The 20,740-nt window shown below is 43.5% G+C and carries 13 protein-coding genes and 1 riboswitch; of the genes, 9 read left to right on the top strand and 4 right to left on the bottom strand.

The features are described 5' to 3' along the window. The first annotated feature begins 64 nt into the window (after window positions 1-64). The 4 genes from AAGG74_RS13615 (at window position 65) to dbpA (ending at window position 9,590) form a co-directional block, all read left to right on the top strand. Window positions 65-7,066, top strand: coding sequence for a DNRLRE domain-containing protein (locus tag AAGG74_RS13615; protein ID WP_429675812.1), 7,002 nt, complete (start codon window positions 65-67; stop codon window positions 7,064-7,066). Beyond that, window positions 7,066-7,467, top strand: coding sequence for a YxiJ family protein (locus AAGG74_RS13610; protein WP_429675811.1), 402 nt, complete (start codon window positions 7,066-7,068; stop codon window positions 7,465-7,467). Before AAGG74_RS13615 ends, AAGG74_RS13610 begins: the two co-directional genes overlap by 1 nt. Before the next feature lie 63 nt (window positions 7,468-7,530). Next, complete coding sequence (locus AAGG74_RS13605) at window positions 7,531-7,821, top strand: hypothetical protein (protein WP_429675810.1); 291 nt, start codon at window positions 7,531-7,533, stop codon at window positions 7,819-7,821. A gap of 329 nt (window positions 7,822-8,150) precedes the next feature. Beyond that, window positions 8,151-9,590, top strand: a complete 1,440-nt coding sequence (gene dbpA, locus AAGG74_RS13600) for an ATP-dependent RNA helicase DbpA (protein ID WP_429675809.1) — start codon at window positions 8,151-8,153, stop codon at window positions 9,588-9,590. A 19-nt stretch (window positions 9,591-9,609) separates the two neighbouring features. Here the strand turns inward: dbpA and AAGG74_RS13595 are convergent, their stop codons facing one another. Continuing rightward, on the bottom strand, window positions 9,610-10,896 hold the full coding sequence (locus tag AAGG74_RS13595; protein ID WP_429675808.1) for an MFS transporter: 1,287 nt from the start codon (window positions 10,894-10,896) through the stop codon (window positions 9,610-9,612). Between the two features lie 203 nt (window positions 10,897-11,099). Between AAGG74_RS13595 and AAGG74_RS13590 the strand changes: the two genes are divergently transcribed. After that, window positions 11,100-11,780 carry a hypothetical protein gene (locus AAGG74_RS13590; RefSeq protein ID WP_429675807.1) on the top strand — a complete coding sequence of 227 codons (681 nt, stop codon included), beginning with the start codon at window positions 11,100-11,102 and terminating at the stop codon, window positions 11,778-11,780. Window positions 11,781-12,302: 522 nt separating this feature from the next. Beyond that, window positions 12,303-13,034, top strand: coding sequence for a beta-glucanase (gene bglS / locus AAGG74_RS13585; protein WP_162103645.1), 732 nt, complete (start codon window positions 12,303-12,305; stop codon window positions 13,032-13,034). 123 nt (window positions 13,035-13,157) lie between these two features. On the opposite strand, the gene citH is transcribed toward bglS, so the two are convergent. After that, window positions 13,158-14,438: a citrate transporter CitH gene (gene citH, locus AAGG74_RS13580; RefSeq protein ID WP_429675806.1), complete on the bottom strand. Its 1,281-nt coding sequence runs from the start codon at window positions 14,436-14,438 to the stop codon at window positions 13,158-13,160. A gap of 201 nt (window positions 14,439-14,639) precedes the next feature. On the opposite strand from citH, the gene AAGG74_RS13575 reads away from it, so the two are divergent. From AAGG74_RS13575 to AAGG74_RS13565, 3 genes are all read left to right on the top strand, one after another. Then, a complete protein-coding gene (locus AAGG74_RS13575) occupies window positions 14,640-16,700 on the top strand; it encodes a catalase (RefSeq protein WP_225493165.1) in 2,061 nt (686 codons plus the stop codon). A gap of 49 nt (window positions 16,701-16,749) precedes the next feature. Further along, window positions 16,750-17,052 carry a hypothetical protein gene (locus AAGG74_RS13570; protein WP_162103648.1) on the top strand — a complete coding sequence of 101 codons (303 nt, stop codon included), beginning with the start codon at window positions 16,750-16,752 and terminating at the stop codon, window positions 17,050-17,052. 125 nt (window positions 17,053-17,177) lie between these two features. Next, window positions 17,178-17,849 carry a DUF3298 and DUF4163 domain-containing protein gene (locus tag AAGG74_RS13565; RefSeq protein ID WP_162103649.1) on the top strand — a complete coding sequence of 224 codons (672 nt, stop codon included), beginning with the start codon at window positions 17,178-17,180 and terminating at the stop codon, window positions 17,847-17,849. Between the two features lie 39 nt (window positions 17,850-17,888). Here the strand turns inward: AAGG74_RS13565 and AAGG74_RS13560 are convergent, their stop codons facing one another. Together AAGG74_RS13560 and AAGG74_RS13555 are read right to left on the bottom strand one after the other, a co-directional pair. Further along, complete coding sequence (locus tag AAGG74_RS13560; protein WP_162103650.1) at window positions 17,889-19,082, bottom strand: NupC/NupG family nucleoside CNT transporter; 1,194 nt, start codon at window positions 19,080-19,082, stop codon at window positions 17,889-17,891. Between the two features lie 127 nt (window positions 19,083-19,209). Beyond that, window positions 19,210-19,311, bottom strand: a riboswitch (purine riboswitch). A gap of 251 nt (window positions 19,312-19,562) precedes the next feature. After that, window positions 19,563-20,699: a 5-methyltetrahydropteroyltriglutamate--homocysteine S-methyltransferase gene (locus AAGG74_RS13555; RefSeq protein WP_429675805.1), complete on the bottom strand. Its 1,137-nt coding sequence runs from the start codon at window positions 20,697-20,699 to the stop codon at window positions 19,563-19,565. Between the last annotated feature and the right edge of the window lie 41 nt (window positions 20,700-20,740).

Here is a 20,740-nt window from a genome sequence, read left to right as displayed (position 1 = left end):
TACATTTCGATTTTATTAATATTATTTAGAAAATATTACTTTTGTTACAAAAAGGAGAGAGGAAATGAAAAAAAGAAAGAGGCGGAACTTTAAAAGGTTTATTGCAGCATTTTTAGTATTGGCTTTAATGATTTCTTTATTGCCAATAGATGTCTTAGCAAAAACCATAGAAGAAGAGAAGGGAAAACGTGTTGCAGCTTCTGATCCAGAAGAAGCTCTTCAGAATGAACAAGCAGAGCAAGCTGTACCTTTCAATCAAAAAGATATAAACAAAGAGGGAGAGATCACCTCAGAAAGAACAGCAAATACAAAGCTTTATTATGAAGGTGATGGGGTTTATAAACAGGAAGTATACCCTGACCCTATTCATACAAAGGAAACACCGAATGCTGACTGGGAAGATATTTCTCCTGAGTTAAAAGAATCGACGAGCAAGCAAGTCGAGACAGAGAATGCCATTTTGAATTCGGATTTTCAAAAGCAAATGAAGAACGGGCTTTATGCGACTTTCGAGCATAATGACCATAAGGTTGCGTATTCACTTGTAGAAGCGAAAGGCCCAAATAAAACTTCATTTACTCCGAAAGATACCTCAGCAGATTATAAGACTGATAGTAATGAGATTGTTTATCCGGATGTTTTTCCGAACATCGATCTTCAAACTTTCACATTCAATGAAAACATTAAAGAAGATTTAGTCCTTCATCAATATGATGGGTACAATACATTTACATTTCAATTGAAAACCGATTTGCAGGCTAAAGAACAAGAGGATGGATCCATTGATTTTTCTGATAAAAAAGGAAAAGTTGTTTTTTCTGTGCCTAAGCCTTTTATGACGGATTCAAACGTAGATGAGCTTTCCGGCGAGGTTGAACGGTCAGACAAAGTCAGCTATAAGCTGGAAAAGAATGAAGAAGGATATTTGCTTCATCTTACAGCAGATGAGAATTGGCTGAAGGACCCAAAACGCGTATATCCAGTCTCTATCGATCCATCAACATCTTTATCTATTTCTTCAGACACATTTGTCATGAGTGCCTATCCGACGACGAACTATTCGGCGGCCACTCAAAAATGGGATGCTAATTTAAAGTCTTATGTACTGAAAACGGGCTACTATGACAAAACAACAGGCACCAATTACGCGTTCATGAAATTTAACAACCTAAAACCAATTAAAAATATGACTGTCACCAAGGCTTCATTAAAAACATACGTCGCCCATTCCTATTATGGAACAAAGGCAACTGGTCTTTGGCTGGATACAGTCAATAGCAATTACGATAATGGAAAAGTGACATGGAACAACAAACCGGCATCGAAAAATATCGGCAAAGCTGAGGTTCATAAAGGACAGTGGGCAAGCTACGATGTGACTGCTGCTGTAAAGTCATGGAATTCCGGCGGAGCCAACTATGGATTTAAGCTTCATGCAAATGGAAACGGCAAGGAGTATTGGAAAAAACTGATTTCATCAGCGAACTCCTCACATAAACCGTATATTGAAGTGACGTATACCATACCAAAGGGAAGCACCCCTTCTATTAAAGCCTATAACAACGGTGATTCCACTGGTTATTTTGATATCAGCTGGAAAAAGGTTCAAGGTGCAAAAGGATATAAAGTATGGATTTATAATGGTAAAGAGTATCAAGCGATTTCTGCAGGCAACGTCACGTCATGGAGCACAAAAGGAAAAAAAATCTGGCCTACGAGTGCAGAAATTGCTTCCAAGAAATATAAACTGCATGTGGACGGCAAGAATGGGGCTGAATTGGCGCTAGACCCATCCCCAGTTTATAAAAATTCCGGCGGAAGCTATGCCACAAGCAAAAACTATTGGATTGGCGTCAGTGCGATATTTGATCAAGGCGAAGGAGCGATGTCCACACCTGCAAAGCCTGTTATCCCTAATGTAGGAAAAGCGCAAGCGCCGTCAACAAAGGGCTTTAATAATGGGAATGCAACAGGATACTTCAATCTTTCTTGGAAAGCTGTATCAGGTGCAACCGGCTATAAAGTTCAGATGTTCAATGGGAAAGGCTTTGAGACACTTGATCTCGGAAATCAGACGTCATGGAGCACCAAGGGGAAAAAGATCTGGCCGACAAGTGCTGAAATCAAAGCGGGAAAATATGCTCTTCATCTAAAGGATGGAAAAGGAGAAGAGCTGCCAATCAATCCTGGCCCGACCTATAAAAATGCCGGGGGAGATGGAGCCAAAAAAAATTACTCGTTTAAATTGATCGCATATAACAAAAACGGCGAAGCCATTGCATCACCGGCTGCTAACCCGACACTTCCTGATATCGCTAAGCCGAAAAATTTAACTGGCTATTTGTATACAAACACAAAATCAAGTCAAACAGGCTATGTGAATTTAATATGGGAAAAGGTTCAAAATGCGAAAGGCTACAAAGTTAACATCTATAACGGAAAAGAATACCAGTCCTATGATGTTGGTGACGCGGATCATTGGACAACTCAAAATAAAAACATCTGGCCGACGTCGGAGGAAATCAAAGCAGGGAAATACAAGCTGCATACAGACGGAAAAGGCCGGGAATTAGCACTTGATCCGTCACCTGTCTATAACAATGCAAATGGGAATTACAAAGGGAAGAAGAATTATTCTTTCACACTTTCCGCTTATGATGCGAATGGTGAAACGATTCCGACGGCTCCCTTTAACCCAACGTTCCATGAAGGCGCTGAGTTCCTTGGAACAGAAGAATACTGGTCTATCATTGATATCCCAAACGGCCAGTTAAATGGTGCGACAGGCAACGTCATTGTAAATGAAGAAGATTTGTCAATTGACGGACGCGGGCCGGGACTTGGCTTATCAAGAACCTACAACAGTCTTGACAGCTCCGATCATTTATTTGGACAAGGCTGGTATGCTGATGCAGAAACATCTGTCATCTCAACGGATGGCGGGGCAATGTATATCGATGAAGACGCTACGACACATCGATTCACAAAAAAATCTGATGGCACATATCAACCGCCGACCGGTGTATATCTTGAATTAACAGAAACAGCTGATCAGTTCATATTAAAAACAAAGGATCAAACGAACGCTTATTTCAATAAAAAAGGCGGTAAGCTTCAAAAGGTAGTGGATGGCCACAACAATGCAACTGTCTACACTTATAATATCAAGAATCAACTGACAGCCATTACTGATGCATCAGGCCGCAAGCTTACATTCACATATGACAAAAATGGGCATGTGATCTCCATCACCGGACCTAAAAATAAGAAAGTCACCTATTCATATGAGAATGATTTGCTGAAGAAAGTGACGGATACAGACGGGGCTGTCACAAGCTATGACTATGATGGGGAAGGGCGTCTTGTCAAACAGTATTCAGCCAATAGCACCGAGGCAAAGCCTGTCTTTACCGAATATCAGTATAGCGGATACCGTCTCGAAAAAGCGATCAACGCTAAAAAAGAAACATATGTCTACAGCTATGATGCTGATAAAAAGACGCTTCTTATGACACAGCCAAATGGCCGGAAAGTACAGTACGGCTATAATGAAGCGGGAAATCCGATTCAGGTCATTGATGATGCGGAAGGGTTAAAAATCACCACAAATACAAAATATGAAGGCAATAATGTCATAGAAGATGTAGATCCAAACGACGTCGGAACCGGAAAAGCAACGGAAAGCTATCAATATGACAAAGACGGCAACGTTACATCCGTTAAAGACGCATATGGAACGGAGACATACGAATACAACAAAAACAACGATGTCACAAAGTCGAAGGATACCGAGGGCAATGTCACGGATATTGCTTATGACGGACTGGATGCCGTATCCGAAACCGATCAGAGCGGAAAATCATCGTCAGCTGCTGTTTATGATAAATACGGAAATCAGATTCAATCGAGCAAAGATTTATCAGCTTCAACTAATATTTTGAAAGATGGAAGCTTTGAAGCGCAAAAATCCGGCTGGAATCTGACTGCCTCTAAAGACAGCGGCATAATTTCAGTGATCGCCGATAAGAGCGGGGTTCTTTCCGGATCAAAGGTATTGGAAGTCTTGAGCCAATCAACATCCGTTGGAACAGATCACGGGTATTCGTCAGCGACTCAAACAGTTGTACTGGAGCCGAATACAACCTATACATTAAGCGGGAAAATCAAAACAGATTTAGCGAAATCAAGAGCCTACTTTAATATTGACTTGCGAGACAAAGATCAAAAGCGGATACAATGGATTCACAATGAATACAGTGCATTAGCGGGAAAAAATGACTGGACAAAACGGCAAATCACTTTTACGACTCCGGCAAATGCAGGAAAAGCCGTTGTGTATATGGAAGTGGATCATAAAGATAAAGATGGCAAAGGAAAAGCATGGTTTGATGAAGTCCAGCTGGAAAAAGGCGAAGTATCGTCAAGCTATAATCCAGTTCAAAACAGCAGCTTCACATCAGCAACGGAAAACTGGAGCGCAAGCGGGGCATCCGTTGATTCTAAAGAAGGCTTTAATGATGACGTATCATTAAAAGCTGCCCGGACAAGTGCGTCCCAAGCCGGATCAGTAACAAAACAAACGGTTGTCCTAGGGCAAAGCGCAAACGACAAACCGATTTATCTCACATTGACAGGAATGTCGAAAGCCAGCAGTGTCAAATTTACAGATGAAAAAGACTATTCTCTGCAAGCGAATGTCACTTATGCGGATGGCAGTACAGGTGTTTACAATGCCAAATTCCCTTCTGGAACACAGGAATGGAACCGGGCTGCAGTTGTCATACCAAAAACAAAACCGATCAATAAAGTCGATATCAGCATTCTGTTCCAAAAGAGTGCGACAGGAACAGTTTGGTTTGATGATATCCGTCTGATTGAAGGAAGCCTTCTGACAAAAAGCACGTATGACAGCAATGGAAACTATGTGACCAAGGAAGAAGATGAACTAGGATACTCTACTTCAACTGATTATGATGAAACTGGTAAGAAAACGTCTGAAACGGATGCAAAAGGTGAAAAAACAACCTATACGTATGATCAGGCAGACCAATTGACAAACATGATGCTCTCCAACGGCACGTCTATCCTTCACAGCTATGATAAGGAAGGCAATGAGGTAAGCAAAACCATCCGGGCGGGAGCAGATCAAACCTATAAATATGAATATGATGTGATGGGCAAGCTTGTCAAAACAACTGACCCTCTCGGCAATGTGCTAGCAAGCGAATATGATGCCAACAGCAACCTGACCAAAACCATTTCGCCGAATGGCAACGAAGTGTCTCTTTCTTATGATGGAACAGACCGGGTGAAATCAAAATCGTATAACGGTACAGAAAAATACAATTTTGCGTATGACAAAAATGGAAATGAAACATCGGTCGTCAATAAAGAGCAGAACACCACAAAGAAACGGACATTTGACAACAAAAACCGCTTAACCGAACTGACAGACCGCGGCGGCAGCCAAACTTGGACATATCCTAGTGACTCCGATAAGCTGAAAACCTTCTCGTGGACTCATGGGGACCAAAAAGGAACGAATCAATTTACGTATAACAAACTTGATCAAATGGTTGAGATGAAAGACAGTACATCTTCCTATTCATTTGATTATGATGAAAATGGCAACGTCCAAACCTTTATTACGGGCAACGGCGGCGGAACAAGTTTTTCATATGATGAAAGAAATCTTGTAAGCTCGCTGCATATCGGTGACAAAAATGGCGGAAGCATTCTGACGGAAAGCTATGAATACGACGCCAACGGCAATCGCACAACGATAAACAGCTCAGCAAGCGGCAAGGTGAAGTATGAGTATGGAAAGCTGAATCAGCTTGTCAAAGAAACCCATGAAGATGGTACTGTTATTGAATACACATATGATGGATTCGGGAACCGGAAAACCGTTACAACCGTAAAAGACGGTTCAAGCAAAACGGTGAACGCTTCCTTCAATATCATGAACCAGCTGACAAAAGTCAATGATGAAAGCATCTCCTACGATAAAAACGGCAACCGCACATCCGACAGCAAATTCACATATACGTGGGATGCAGAAGATAACCTGACCGCCGTTACGAAAAAAGGCGAAGACAAGCCATTCGCAACATATAAGTATGACGAAAAAGGAAACAGAATCCAAAAAACCGTCAACGGAAAAGTCACGAACTACTTCTATGACGGAGACAGCTTGAACGTCTTGTATGAAACCGACGCGGACAACAAAGTAACAAAATCATACACGTACGGGGACAGCGGCCAGCTGTTATCCTATACAGAGAATGGCAAGAAATACTTCTATCACTACAACGCACACGGTGACGTCATTGCAATCTCAGACACCACTGGAAAAACTGTTGCCAAGTATCAATATGACGCATGGGGAAATCCAACAAAAACTGAAGCAAATGATGAAGTAAAAGACAACCGCTACCGCTACGCAGGCTACCAATACGACGAAGAAACCGGCCTGTACTATCTCATGGCCCGCTACTACGAGCCAAGAAACGGCGTGTTCTTATCACTCGACCCGGACCCGGGCAGTGACGGAGATTCATTGGATCAGAATGGATATGCTTATGGAAATAATAACCCGGTGATGAATGTTGATCCGGATGGGCATTGGGTATGGCTTGCCATTAATGCTGGATTTGCGGCTTATGATGCTTACAAAGCATATAAATCTGGTAAGGGCTGGCGAGGTGTTGCTAAAGCTGCAGCATTTGGTTTTATTGGTGGGGGAAGGTTAAAAATTGCTAGTAGGATAGGGAAATGGGCTACTACGACTAGATATTGGAGTAAAGGCACTTTTAAGAGTGCAAAGGCTTCTTTAAAATATCATCATAAAAAACATGTCGTTTGGAAAGGGAGATCTTACGGTAAAAAAAGGTACACTAATGCAGCTAGGGCTTTTTATAGATCTAATAAACATTTAAGACAAAAACATGTTCTTTCTAACGGAAAAAAAGGCTATAAAATTAAGAATGGCAAAAGAGGAGGGTATTATACGAGACGCGGTAAAATTATTACATTTTGGCATAACGGTTGGAAGAAAAGAAGATAGTGTTTTGTAAGACAGAAATTATTTGGGGAGGGATAATAATTAAAAAGTATAAGCGTTACAATTTAGATAATGAATTAATTTCCACTCTTGAGAGAATTAAAAGAGATTTAGAAGGTCCATTTCCTTCTGATGTTGAGAAATTAGAGGACGATTATAATGAATTTTGTTCAGCGGAAGATTTTTATGAATTTTTTATGCTCATTGTTGGAAGTCTAAGTTATGTTTTAGCAGATAAAAAACTGCCCAAACGCCAACTTAATTCATTATCAAGATCTTTTTTTGAACTATACCCAAGGTACTCTCAAATGAATGGAATTTTAGAAAACTATCCTGCACTAAAGCGAGAACTAGAACTACACGAGCGAGCAAGGAGATTATTAATTAATATAATTTCTAATTAGCTAGCACTTTAAGAAATAGGTACGTACTACTTTCAATTTGAAATGATATTATAAATTTAGAAAATGTATTTAGAACAGTTATTAAAAAGCAAACCCCAGCCTTCACTCAAGGTTGGGGTTTCTGCGCTTGACTCGCCAAATTCTAAAGACAGAGGCTTTGTAAGTGAGGATAGCCGGGATAGTAATGGCGATGAGAAAGATAAAAAGGGTGTGAATGGTGTTATTAAGTATGGAAGCTTCATCAGAAATAAGCATACTCCTGATGATAGTGAAAGCCGCAGTAAGACAGAGCATAAACAATGTGATATAGCGAAGGATATATTCACTTTGTTTATATTTATCAATCATGGTTGAACGGTCGGAGTAAATCGGCTTCGTTCTGCCTACAGTTGTTATAAAGAGAAAACTGTCGAGTATGCATTTTTCATAGGATGGTGCGCTTGACTTTAGCCAAGAGAAATAACACACCACATTAACTTGGGTGTTTTCAGATCAGTATCCTTTATATTGAACGCTCCGGACAATCCCTTGCGTTATATGGCCAGAGATACGCTGTATCCAACCACCCGGAAATCGCACTAATGCGACATTGCTGGTTTTACTGCATCATTTTTCGACAAAACACATATGCCTTCGCCAATTAGAGTATAATGAGAACATCTGCAAGAGACAGGAGTTTATACATGAGTCATTTTAAAAACTATCAAATCAGTCATGACATTTTACGAGCATTAGAAGGATTGGGATATACAGAACCGACGAAGGTACAGCAGAGCGTGATTCCGGCTGCCCTTGAACGAAAGGATCTTGTCGTCAAATCACAGACGGGTAGCGGGAAAACAGCTTCGTTTGGGATTCCCCTCTGTGAGCTGGCGGATTGGGATGAAAACAAGCCGCAGGCGCTGATCCTGACACCGACCCGTGAGCTGGCGGTGCAAGTAAAAGAGGATATTACGAACATTGGGAGATTCAAACGGATCAAAGCGACAGCCGTGTTTGGAAAATCATCCTTTGACAAACAAAAGGCTGAGCTTAAGCAAAAAAGCCATATTGTTGTCGGCACACCGGGGCGTGTCTTAGATCATATCGAAAAGGGCACACTGCCGTTAGACCGTCTCTCCTATTTGGTTATTGATGAAGCGGATGAGATGCTGAATATGGGCTTCATCGAGCAGGTGGAGGCGATTATCAAGCATCTGCCGACTGAGCGCACGACGATGCTGTTTTCAGCGACGCTGCCGGGGGATATTGAGAAGCTGAGCCGTCAATATATGCAAAATCCGGAGCATATTGAAATCAAAGCGGCAGGACTAACCACAAAGAATATTGAACATGCGGTGATTCAAGTAAGAGAAGAGAATAAGCTTGCTTTGCTGAAAGATGTGCTGATGACCGAAAATCCCGACAGCTGCATCATTTTCTGCAGGACGAAAGAGCATGTCAACCAGCTGACCGATGAATTGGATGACTTAGGCTATCCATGCGATAAAATTCATGGCGGAATGATTCAGGAAGATCGGTTTGACGTCATGAATGAATTTAAACGGGGCGATTACCGGTACCTAGTCGCGACAGACGTCGCCGCGCGCGGGATTGATATTGAAAATATCTCCCTTGTCATCAACTACGACCTGCCGCTCGAAAAGGAAAGCTACGTCCACCGCACGGGCCGGACGGGGCGTGCAGGGAATAACGGGAAGGCCATTTCGTTTGTCACCGCGTTCGAAAAACGGTTTCTAGCCGACATTGAAGAATATATCGGCTTTGACATTCAAAAAATAGAAGCGCCTTCTCAAGAGGAAGTGGCAAAGAAGAAACCTGATTTTCTATCTAAATTAAATGATCGTCCGGACATCAAAAAGGACAAAAGCGAAGAGCTGAATAAAGACATTATGAAGCTGTATTTTAACGGCGGAAAGAAAAAGAAAATCAGAGCGGTTGATTTTGTAGGAACGATTGCCAAAATTGACGGCGTGTCAGCTGATGATATCGGTATCATCACGATTATGGATAACGCCTCTTATGTGGAGATTTTAAATGGTAAAGGCCCTCATGTTCTTAAGGTGATGAAGGACACAACCGTTAAAGGGAAAAAGCTCAAGGTGAATAAAGCGAATAAATGATGAAGTGACCTGCTCCCTCTTAAAGGGGCAGGTCATTTTTCTGCCGGCTGACATCGGCGCTGGCCTCTTCGGGAACAAACGCGAGAATCACAATTCCGATTACAAATAGCACAATCAGGCTGAACACCGCAGTCGAGGATTTTCCGGTCATCTGGGCGGTAACGGCAATAAGCAGCGGCCCCATAATCGAGGCGAATTTTCCGAAAATGTTGTAGAAGCCGAAGAATTCATTGGCGTGGCGCTTAGGCACAAGCTTGGCGAAATAAGAACGGCTTAGGGCTTGAATGCCGCCCTGCGAGGTAGCGACAAGCATAGCCAGTATCCAGAAATCCAGTGTTGTCTCCAGAAAATAAGCGTATACGCAGACAATCATATAAATGACGATCCCGACGTACAGCATTGTCTTCCCTGTAAAGCGTTCTGCCAGTTTTCCGTAGACAATGGAAAACGGCGCGGCGACGACCTGAGTGATAAACAGGATAATCAGGAGGCTTGAGGGGCTGATCCCTAAATCAGATCCGTAGGATGTCGACATCGTAATGATCGTGCCGACTCCGTCGATATAAAAGAAATAAGCAAGCAAAAAGAGGAACAGCGCCCGGTACTGTCTGATCCGCTTCATCGTTTGGCCGAGCCGCTTAAAGCTGTTGATAACGATACGGGGTTCTCTTTTGATGGAATAGCGCTGATGGACATGCTTCAGCATCGGGATGGTGAACAGACCCCACCAGGCAGCTGTTATGAAAAAGGCGAGCCGACTTGCGGCCGGTACAGACAACGAAATTATCTCTGCTTGAGCGAGCAGGATGATAGCGATGCTGATGATAAATGGAATGGTGCTTCCGATGTATCCTAAGCCAAAGCCCTGTGCCGAAACGAGATTCATGCGTTTTTCTGACGTAACATCAACAAGAAAGGCATCATAAAACACGTTGGCGCCGGAAAAGCCGATAGCTGATATCGTATAAAACAGCAATAAAAGCAGCCAATGTTCACTCGGGATAAAGGCAAGCAGCGCAGTGCTGGCGACACCGACAGACACAAAGAAACCGAAGAACCGTTTTTTGCACCCGTCATAGTCGGCGATCGTGCCTAAAATCGGTCCGAGCATGGCGAGAATAAATGTCGACATCGCAATAGTATAGCCTAAATAGGCAGTTGATTGAGCGGCGCCGACACCGCTTTCCGAAGCCGCTGATTTATAAAACAACGGAAACACCGCGGTGGTCACGACAATCGAGTAGGCGGAATTTGCCCAGTCATATAACATCCAGCTGTTTTCTTGTTTCGTAAAACGCTTCATCATCAGAGCCCCTCTCCGGAAACGATACTACCATTGTACGAGGATCAATTATGAAAAGAATGAAATGCACGTTAATTTTACAAACTGTTTATGTTTTGGCTGTTAAATCATACTTTTGGTTTATTGATGAGCGTCGGAATATCTGGTACCATTTCACTATATTTTCCGCATTTTCCAGAAGAGATTCAGCAGAGAGGAGATAGAGCATGAGGCGAATAGGCTTGTATATAAGCCTGCTGGTCACAGTTCTTGTGATGAGCGCATGCGAAAGTGATGGCGAGGCTCAGACGTTTGCAGATTGCGGCCAAAAGACAGTAAAATATACCGCAGCGAAACCGATGAGCAATAAGAATAATCAGGAGTTCAAAATTCTCACGAGCGATATGCAGCTGGCGATTGTATTCAGTGCCATGATACGTGTAAGCGAAGCATTTGATTATGGAATCGGCAATCCTGAATATTTCGTGCGGAGCAGCATGACTGAAGAAGCAGCAAACAAGGCGAAGGAGAACCTTGAATCGATTCAACTCGAAAACAAATCGCTAAAAAGACAAAACAGTGAGGCAATCGCTTTGCTTAAAAAAACCCGAAACCAAGAAATGAGCCGCGCTGAAATGCAGCAGCTGAATGATAATCGAGATGCCTTTTTTGAGGTGTCTGACAGTATGATGACGCTCATCAGCCAGGTCACAACGAAAAACGCGAAGCAGACGAGACAGCAGCTGGATCAGCTGAAAAAACAATATACGCAATACAGCGCCGAAAGCGTGAAAATCATGAACAGTATTGTTAAGAAGCAGGGAGCTGACAAGGCATCATTTAAACGCCATTTGGAGACGCTGCTTCAAAAACAGCCCGGGCAGCCGGGGCTGAATGAATTGTATTGACCATTCCCGCCTTTCCCGGATGATATTGGCTGACACCAAAAGAATGTACAAAGGGCATTCTCCACTCATCACCATAGAAAACGGGATTGGCGCTTTTAAACAGCTAGAAGTGAGCCATTGAATTGATTTCCTTACGTCAGCCGAGATGAATTTGTGACTGTAAATTATTTTTTTTGCAACATCGCAAGATATCCCTTGATCATATTTCTTTTAGCCTTAGCGAGTAGACTTTTATATTGAATAGACTCTTTGACTGGTAGTACATCGATTCATTTTCCTTCTCTTTTGATAAAACCGCCGTGTTGAAGAAGGGATACCAAACATGTTCCCTAGAATTCGATCCGCCTCATTACCTTTATGTTTAAAAAAGCTGAGTCTAATTACTTTTTAAGCTGAAAATGATAGTAACAGGGTTCTAGTAAGTACAAGTCGTTATTATCATTATTTTGACTGATGTTCCCTTTTGAAAGAATCATGTATGATTATTTAGGAAAACGCTTTCAAACAAAGGGGGATGCCAACATGTCTTATCGTATGAAACGAGTGTTGTTGCTTCTTGTCACTGGATTGTTTCTAAGTTTGTCTGCAGTCACTTCTACTGCCTCGGCTCAAACAGGCGGATCGTTTTATGACCCTTTTAACAGCTATAACTCTGGTTTATGGCAAAAAGCAAATGGTTATTCGAATGGGGATATGTTCAACTGCACTTGGCGTGCAAATAACGTATCAATGACGTCAGCAGGTGAACTGCGTTTGGCATTGACAAGTCCGTCTTATAACAAGTTTGACTGCGGGGAAAACCGCTCAGTTCAAACATATGGCTATGGGCTTTATGAAGTCAGGATGAAACCAGCAAAAAATGTAGGGATCGTTTCTTCGTTCTTCACTTACACAGGTCCAACGGATGGAACTCCTTGGGATGAGATTGATATCGAATTTTTAGGAAAAGACACAACAAAGGTCCAATTTAACTATTATACGAATGGTGCAGGAAACCATGAGAAGCTTGTGGATCTCGGATTTGATGCTGCCAACTCCTATCATACGTATGCATTTGATTGGCAGCCAAACTCTATTAAATGGTACGTCGATGGACAATTAAAGCATACCGCGACAAGCCAAATTCCGACTACGCCAGGAAAGATCATGATGAACTTGTGGAATGGTACAGGTGTCGATGACTGGCTCGGTTCCTACAATGGAGTAACACCGCTATACGCTCATTATGACTGGGTACGTTATACAAAAAAATAATATTAAATGTGATAAGAGCCTGCTGCCTCAATATAGCCAGGCTCTTTCTTTGTGACCCTTATGCTGCCACTTTACTCATTGTAGATTGATACAGTACAAGAGGATTTCCACCGGCGTTTTATTTTAAAACGAAATAACCCCAATCAATAGCGCCGCCATCGTCATCACAATCGTTGTCCCCACGGCCCATTTGATGGTGAATTTTTGATGGTCGCCAAAGCTGACACCTGCCATTCCGACCAATAGATAGGTGGAAGGAACAAGCGGGCTGAGCAGGTGCACCGGCTGGCCCAGCAAAGAGGCTCTTCCGATTTCAGCGGCGTCTATTCCGTAAGCGGAAGCGGCTTCTGCGATGATGGGAAGGACCCCGAAGTAAAAGGCATCATTCGACATGAAAAAGGTGAAAGGCATGCTGACAATGGCTGTGATCAGCGGCAGGTGCGGGCCCATGGCATCTGGAATGAGTGAAACGAGAGAGTGTGCCATCGCATCGACCATTTTTGTGCCGGAGAGAACGCCTGTGAAAATACCTGCCGCAAACACCATCGAAACAACGTTTAGCGCATTTCCCGCATGCGCCGAAATCCGATTCTGCTGCTCTTTGACATTTGGATAGTTGACCATCAAGGCGATGGCGAACGCGGTCATAAAAAGAACAGGGAGCGGCAGCAGGCTGGTGATTAGAGCCGCCATGAGAGCGACAGTCAGCAGCAGATTAAACCATTGGAGAGCGGGACGTTTGAGCGGCGGTGCATCTATATCAGAAGACGGCGCGTATTCAATCGAAATGACGCCGAGCCGCTTCCGTTCTTTTGTTCCAAGAATATAAGCAACGGCGATTACCCAGAGAATGCCGGCGATCATGGCGGGAATCAGCGGCGTAAAGACCTCCGACGTATCCAATTGTAAGGAAGCCAAAACCCTCGCCGTCGGTCCGCCCCACGGAATAATATTCATAACACCCGAACCGAGCATCGCAATTCCCGCTAACACCAAACGATTCATGCCGAGCCGTTTGTAAAGCGGCAGCATCGCTGCGATGGTAAGCATGTAGGTTGTCGTTCCATCTCCATCCAGCGAAATGGTCATCGTTAACACCGCAGTTCCTACAGTGATTTTTAAGGGGTCTCCTTTGACAAGCGATAGGATTTTTGCAATGAGAGGATCAAACAAACCTGAGTCAATCATAATACCGAAATACAGGATGGCGAATAACAGCATGATTCCGGTAGGAGCGAGGTCTGTAACACCCTGAATCATCATCTCGCCGAGATCTTTGCCAAAGCCGCTGATCAATGCAAACACAACAGGAACAACAATCAACGCAATAAGAGCGGAAAGCCGGTTAGACATAATGAGGTACATAAAAACAATGATCATCACAAAACCAAGTACAGCAAGCACGATATGACCTCCCTCGTTTAACAATAAAATTAGTAAGCGCTTCCAAATGTTTTTTCTGCCAGGAAGGCTTATTTCAAATATGTATGACCCCGTATGCAGGTGTAGACCTAAAATCCTATTAAGCAGATTAGCAGTTTATATGAAGAATGCTGCGGGTAAATGTGCTGTAGAATGTTTTGTTTGGAAAAAGGGGGAACTGACATGAGTGATGATCAAAATAAACGTGTAAATGAACACTCAAAGGATGAGCAGCTTGAGCAGTACAGGAGCGATAACAGCGGGAAGAAAATGACAACAAACCAAGGTCTGCGGGTATCAGAGGATGAGCACTCGTTAAAAGCAGGGGTTCGCGGCCCGACGCTAATGGAGGATTTTCACTTCCGGGAGAAAATGACACACTTTGACCATGAGAGAATTCCAGAGCGTGTCGTGCATGCGCGCGGATATGGCGTGCATGGCTTTTTTCAGGTTTACGAGCCGATGACAGAGTACACACGGGCCAAATTTCTTCAAGACCCTTCAGTGAAGACACCCGTATTTGTCCGGTTTTCGACGGTCGCAGGTTCTAAAGGTTCCGCCGACACAGTGCGCGATGCCCGGGGTTTTGCGACGAAATTTTATACGGAAGAAGGAAACTACGATCTAGTCGGCAATAACATCCCTGTGTTTTTTATTCAGGATGCGATCAAATTTCCGGATTTGGTTCACGCGTTTAAGCCTGAGCCTCACAATGAAATGCCTCAGGCTGCGACTGCCCATGACACGTTTTGGGATTTTGTCGCCAACAACCCTGAATCAGCTCATATGGTGATGTGGACGATGTCAGACCGAGGCATCCCGCGCAGCTACAGAATGATGGAGGGCTTCGGCGTTCACACGTTCCGTTTTGTCAATGAACAAGGAAAGGCGCGTTTCGTGAAATTCCACTGGAAGCCTGTTTTAGGCGTGCATTCTCTCGTATGGGATGAAGCGCAGAAAATTGCCGGAAAGGATCCGGATTTCCACCGCCGCGACCTGTGGGAAACCATTGAAAACGGCGGCACAGTTGAATATGAACTCGGCGTTCAGATGATTGATGAAGAAGATGAATTCAAATTTGATTTTGATATTCTTGATCCGACAAAACTGTGGCCGGAAGAGCTTGTACCAGTGAAAATTATTGGGAAAATGACGCTGAACCGCAACCAGGACAATGTATTTGCAGAAACGGAACAAGTCGCTTTCCACCCGGGAAATGTTGTGCCGGGCATTGATTTTACAAATGATCCGTTATTGCAAGGACGACTTTTCTCATATACAGATACACAGCTGATTCGTCTCGGCGGCCCGAACTTCCATGAGCTTCCGATTAACCGTCCGGTTTGTCCGTTCCATAACAACCAATACGACGGCTATCATCGAATGACGATCAATAAGGGACCAGTCGCTTATCATAAAAACTCTCTGCAAAACAATGATCCGTCGCCTGCGACAGCAGAAGAAGGCGGCTATGTCCACTATGAGGAAAAAGTAGAAGGCAAAAAAATCCGCCAGCGGAGCGACAGCTTTAACGATTATTACTCACAGGCGAAGCTGTTCTGGAACAGTATGTCTCCTGTCGAGAAACAGCATATCATCTCTGCTTTCTGCTTCGAGGTAGGGAAGGTTAAAAGCAAGGACGTGCAGCGGCAGGTCGTTGACGTTTTCAGCAATGTCGATGCAGACTTAGCAGAAGAAATCGCCAAAGGAGTAGGTGTGGAGCCGCCGGCAAAACAGAAAGAATCAAAAGAGATTCTGACCTCACCAGCGTTAAGCCAAGCCCGTACCGTGACAACCGCGTTGTCGAGAAAAGTTGCTGTTCTCGTCGGAAACGGATTCGATGAAAAAGAGCTTCAAACAGTGCTGGATGCCTTAAAGAAAGAAGGGATCACGGTGGATATTATCAGCCAAACGCTGGGATACATCACAAGCAGCAACGGACAGCAGCTTGAGGCCAGCGGCACGTTCCTGACGACTGATTCTGTTCTGTATGATGCTGTTTACGCCGCAGGAGGACCAGCGCTAAAAGACAACAAGCAAGCGATGGCATTTATACAAGAAGCCTACAGCCACTATAAGGCGATCAGTGCGGCAAATGAAGGAGTTGACCTTCTTCAGGCAGCTGTCGGCACAACAGAGGGGCCGGGCGTCGTGACCGCGAAAGATGAAGCTGATTACACTGATTTCAGCAAGACGTTTATCGAGGCAGTCGCCGCCCACCGTCATTGGGATAGACGAATTTGACCTGCTCCTGTATCGTAAAGGAAGATACTTTTCATAAGGAGCATGACAAATGAATGAAAAACAGCTCGCTGAAGCTTACGAACGCGATGAAAATATGATGGTTTTGGTGTTCGCCCAATGGTGTGTGAACCATGATCTTGATCCAATGGCGCTGTACACCAAAGCCTATCCGCAGCAAAAACTCAATGAAAGCTTGAAAAAAACGATGGATGAACTGGTCGTGCCGAAACACGAATCAGAACACATTCCGGACCAGACTCTCATTGCGGTGTTAGAGATGTTTGGAAATACAGATTTGGCTCAAGTGGTTCATGAAGCGATTTTTGAACGCAACCAGAAAAAGAGACATTGAATTGTCTCTTTTTTTATTTGGAAGAATCGAACTGTTAGATCTAGAAACTGATTTGGTCAGTCTATTAAGGTGTACCTTGCTTAAAAAAGGGAATGATAAACAACGACATCAAAGGAGGAGATCGTATGAAATGGCATCACATGCCAAAAGCCGCGGGGATTGCGGTTTTGCTTTTTTCTGTATTCGTATATGCGGCCCCATCTTTAAAAGCAGTTCAAGCGAAAACGCCGATTGTCAGCAGCCATACGTACAAAAACATCAAAGAATTAAAGTATCCACAAGTGCATCACCTCGGGAATGCCGCGTTTGAAAAGAAAATCAATCAAGAGCTGAAAACCTACATTGAACAATCGTATCAGGAATATCTAAAAAACAAAAAAGCAGGCGAACAGCAGGGCTTCAAAACGGAATATCAAACAACCTTCAGCGTCAAATTCAATGCGGCAGACAAACTCAGTATTCAAACGCTCAATTATATTTATTCAGGCGGCGCCCACGGTTTGACGTCTGTCCAGTCCTTCAACTATGACTTGAAAACACAAAAGCGGGTGACGCTGAATCAGATTCTGAACACCAAAACAAAAGTCAGCAAAACGAGAGATTATCTGTACCGCTATATTAAAAAACACGATGAACTGTTTTTCCCTGATGTAAAGAAAGAGGATATAGCCCTTAACAAAGACACAATGTTTTATTTTACAAATAACGGGATCGCCATTGTTTTCGGCCAGTATGACTTGGGACCTTATGTAGCCGGAATTCGGGATGTGCAGGTGCCAGCCACTATTTATCAATAAAAAGAGCCATATCCTTTAAAGGGATATGGCTCAATGTTGTTACCACACAAACAGGCCGACAATCGCAGCGCTGAGTAAAGATACCGCAATTCCGCTGACGAGCAGCTTCCATACGTTTTTCCCGATCACCGTTGACTTTTCACCGTCAAGGATCGAGTTGTACGTTCCGTAAATCATGCCGACCGTACTGAAGTTGGCAAATGACGTCAGGAATGTCGTCGCCACCGCAACTGTGTGAGGGCGGAGTGATGTAAGATTGTTTTTCAAGTCAAGCATTGCAACAAATTCGTTTGTCGCCAATTTCATTCCCATCAGCTGAGCGACATACATCGCATCGTGTACCGACAGTCCAAGCAGGAATGCGAACGGACTGAAGAGATAAGCGAAAATCGTCTGGATGGTCAGGCCCTGCATGAAAATGCCGAGAATGCCGTTGACTGCTGACGTTAGCGCGACATATCCGATCACCATTGCCAAAATGACGATAACCATATTCATGCCGACAAGCATACTGTTAGAAATTGTAGAGAAAAAGTCTTTCTTCTCTTCTTTAGGCGGCGTATAGATGATATCTTCTTCCTCAGGCACATGAACGGGGTTCAACAGGTTCGCGATAATCAGCGCGTTTAAGCAGTTCAAAGGAATCGCTGTAAACACATATGTCGCCGGCACCATTGACAGGTAAGAGCCAATAATGGAGCCGCTGATGCTGCTCATGCTCATTAAGCCGAAAGTAAGCAGACGGTTGTTATTTAATACCGTAAGCTGCTGGCGGATGACCGCAAGAGCCTCGGTATTTCCCAGGAACATCATTTGAATAGAGAAGAAGCTTTCTAATTTCGGCAGACGGGAAGCCTTTGAAATCACCCATCCGATTTTATCAATCAGCCAAGGCAAAATGCCGAAATAGGTTAAAATATCAAAGAATGTGACGATAAAGATGATTGGAAGAAGTGCACTGAAGAAAAAGTCCACTGTTTCATTCGCCATAACAGACGGGAAGACAAACGCGATACCGTCACTGGCGCAAGCAATCAGCCAAGTGAAGAATTCACCAATTTTTCCGATGACCCAGCTTCCGATTTTTGTTCCCAGCATAAACCAAGTAATCAGCAATTCCAGCACAATTAACGTAATGATCGGACGCCACTTGATTTTCTTTTTCTGCGGAGAACATAGGAATACAACTGCCATAATCACAATGAGACCGATAAGGTTTAATAAAAAATACATGATAGCAACTCCTATGTGGTTTATTATGGAAACGAAAAAAGCCCTTATCCCTCACAAATTCTGGAAATACAGAAAGTGTGAAAAATAAGAGCAAACAGAAAAGAACTTGTCCTTTTCAACTCGTTCAAATTTAATCAAACTTTCTTGTAGTCTAGTTTTTTACGGTTACTAGGTAGAAACAATCAGACCATATTACTGATTATATACAAGAATGTCTTTTTCTAAGATGATAGCAGTATTTTATCCTTTCATTTTTTGAAAATCAACCTTTTTAACTTTTTTCACAATAATAAAATTAATATTGCGGCATGAGAAAATAAAGGAATAACACGTTCGTGTGTCATCCATTTCATGCAGTCAATTTGTTTGCAGATTTTGCTCTGTCTGATTTTGATAAGAGCCGTGTGCCACTCAGGATGGTGCAACAGCTGAAAAAAAACACACTTGCTCCGCAATGGAATCAAGTGTGTTTTTCTTTGCTTATTTCCAAACATCGTTAGCGATTTCAACCACATGGCGGAGCTTCGCCCACTGCTGTTCTTCAGTCAGCTTGTTGCCTTCTTCAGTTGAAGCGAATCCGCATTGCGGGCTGAGGCAAAGCTGGTCTAAGCCTACATAACGAGACGCTTCTTCGATCCGGCGTTTCACATCATCCGGGTGTTCAAGCTCACCGAATTTAGATGTCACTAAGCCAAGGACTAGTTGAAGGTCAGGCCGTTTTACGTAACGGAGCGGCTCAAATCCGCCGGAGCGTGAATCATCATACTCTAAGAAAAGCCCGTCAAGATTCAAGCCGTCAAAAATGGTTTCAGCTGCTGCGTCATAGCCGCCTTCCGCTGTCCAAGTGGACTGGAAGTTGCCGCGGCAAATATGCATGGTGACTGTCAGGTCATCCGGACGGTCTGCAATCGCGTCATTAATCGATTTCGCAAACAGCTGGCGTAGCTCATCAGGTGTTGTTCCGAACGCTTCGATTTGTTTTAAGCCTTTTTCTGATAAGAAAACAGCCCATGCTGTATCATCAAGCTGGAGGTAACGGCAGCCTCTGTCATAAAACGCTTGAATCGCTTTTTTATATGCTTGGGACACATCGTGCTGGAAAAGGTGATAGTCGTTTTTGTATGCACCCTTTTCCAGTTTTCCGCGGAAAAACAGCATATTCGGGCTCGGAATCGTCATCTTAGGCGTCGCATCACCGGCAATACTATGGAGAAATGAGTAATCTTCGAGCATTGGGTGAGTTGAAAAGTCGATATCGCCTGTGACTTTAATGCCGCGTGCTTTTGTTTGTACGTTATGGAATTGAATCCCTTGCTCAGGAGTAAACGGCTCAACGCCATCCAAATTTTCCAGAAAATCAAAGTGCCACCATGCTCTGCGGAATTCACCGTCTGTCACGACGTTCAGGCCGGTTTCCTTCTGTTTTTCCACGATGCGGATGATTTCATCATTTTCGATTTGGCGAAGCTGCTCAGCCGTTATATCGCCGGCCGCTTTTTGCAGCCGCGCTTTTTTAACGGGCTCTGATCTCAGCAAGCTTCCGACTTGATCCGCGCGAAACGGCGGTTTTTTTCTTTGAAGTGATTTTTGTTCTGCGGGTGTTTTTTGTTGTGGCATGTTGTCCATTCCTTCTTTCCATTCAAATATAAAAAGCTCTT

The organism is Bacillus mexicanus, from assembly GCF_050445615.1.
GTDB classification, from domain to species: domain Bacteria; phylum Bacillota; class Bacilli; order Bacillales; family Bacillaceae; genus Bacillus; species Bacillus mexicanus.
This window is presented reverse-complemented; position numbering and strand designations above follow the sequence as displayed.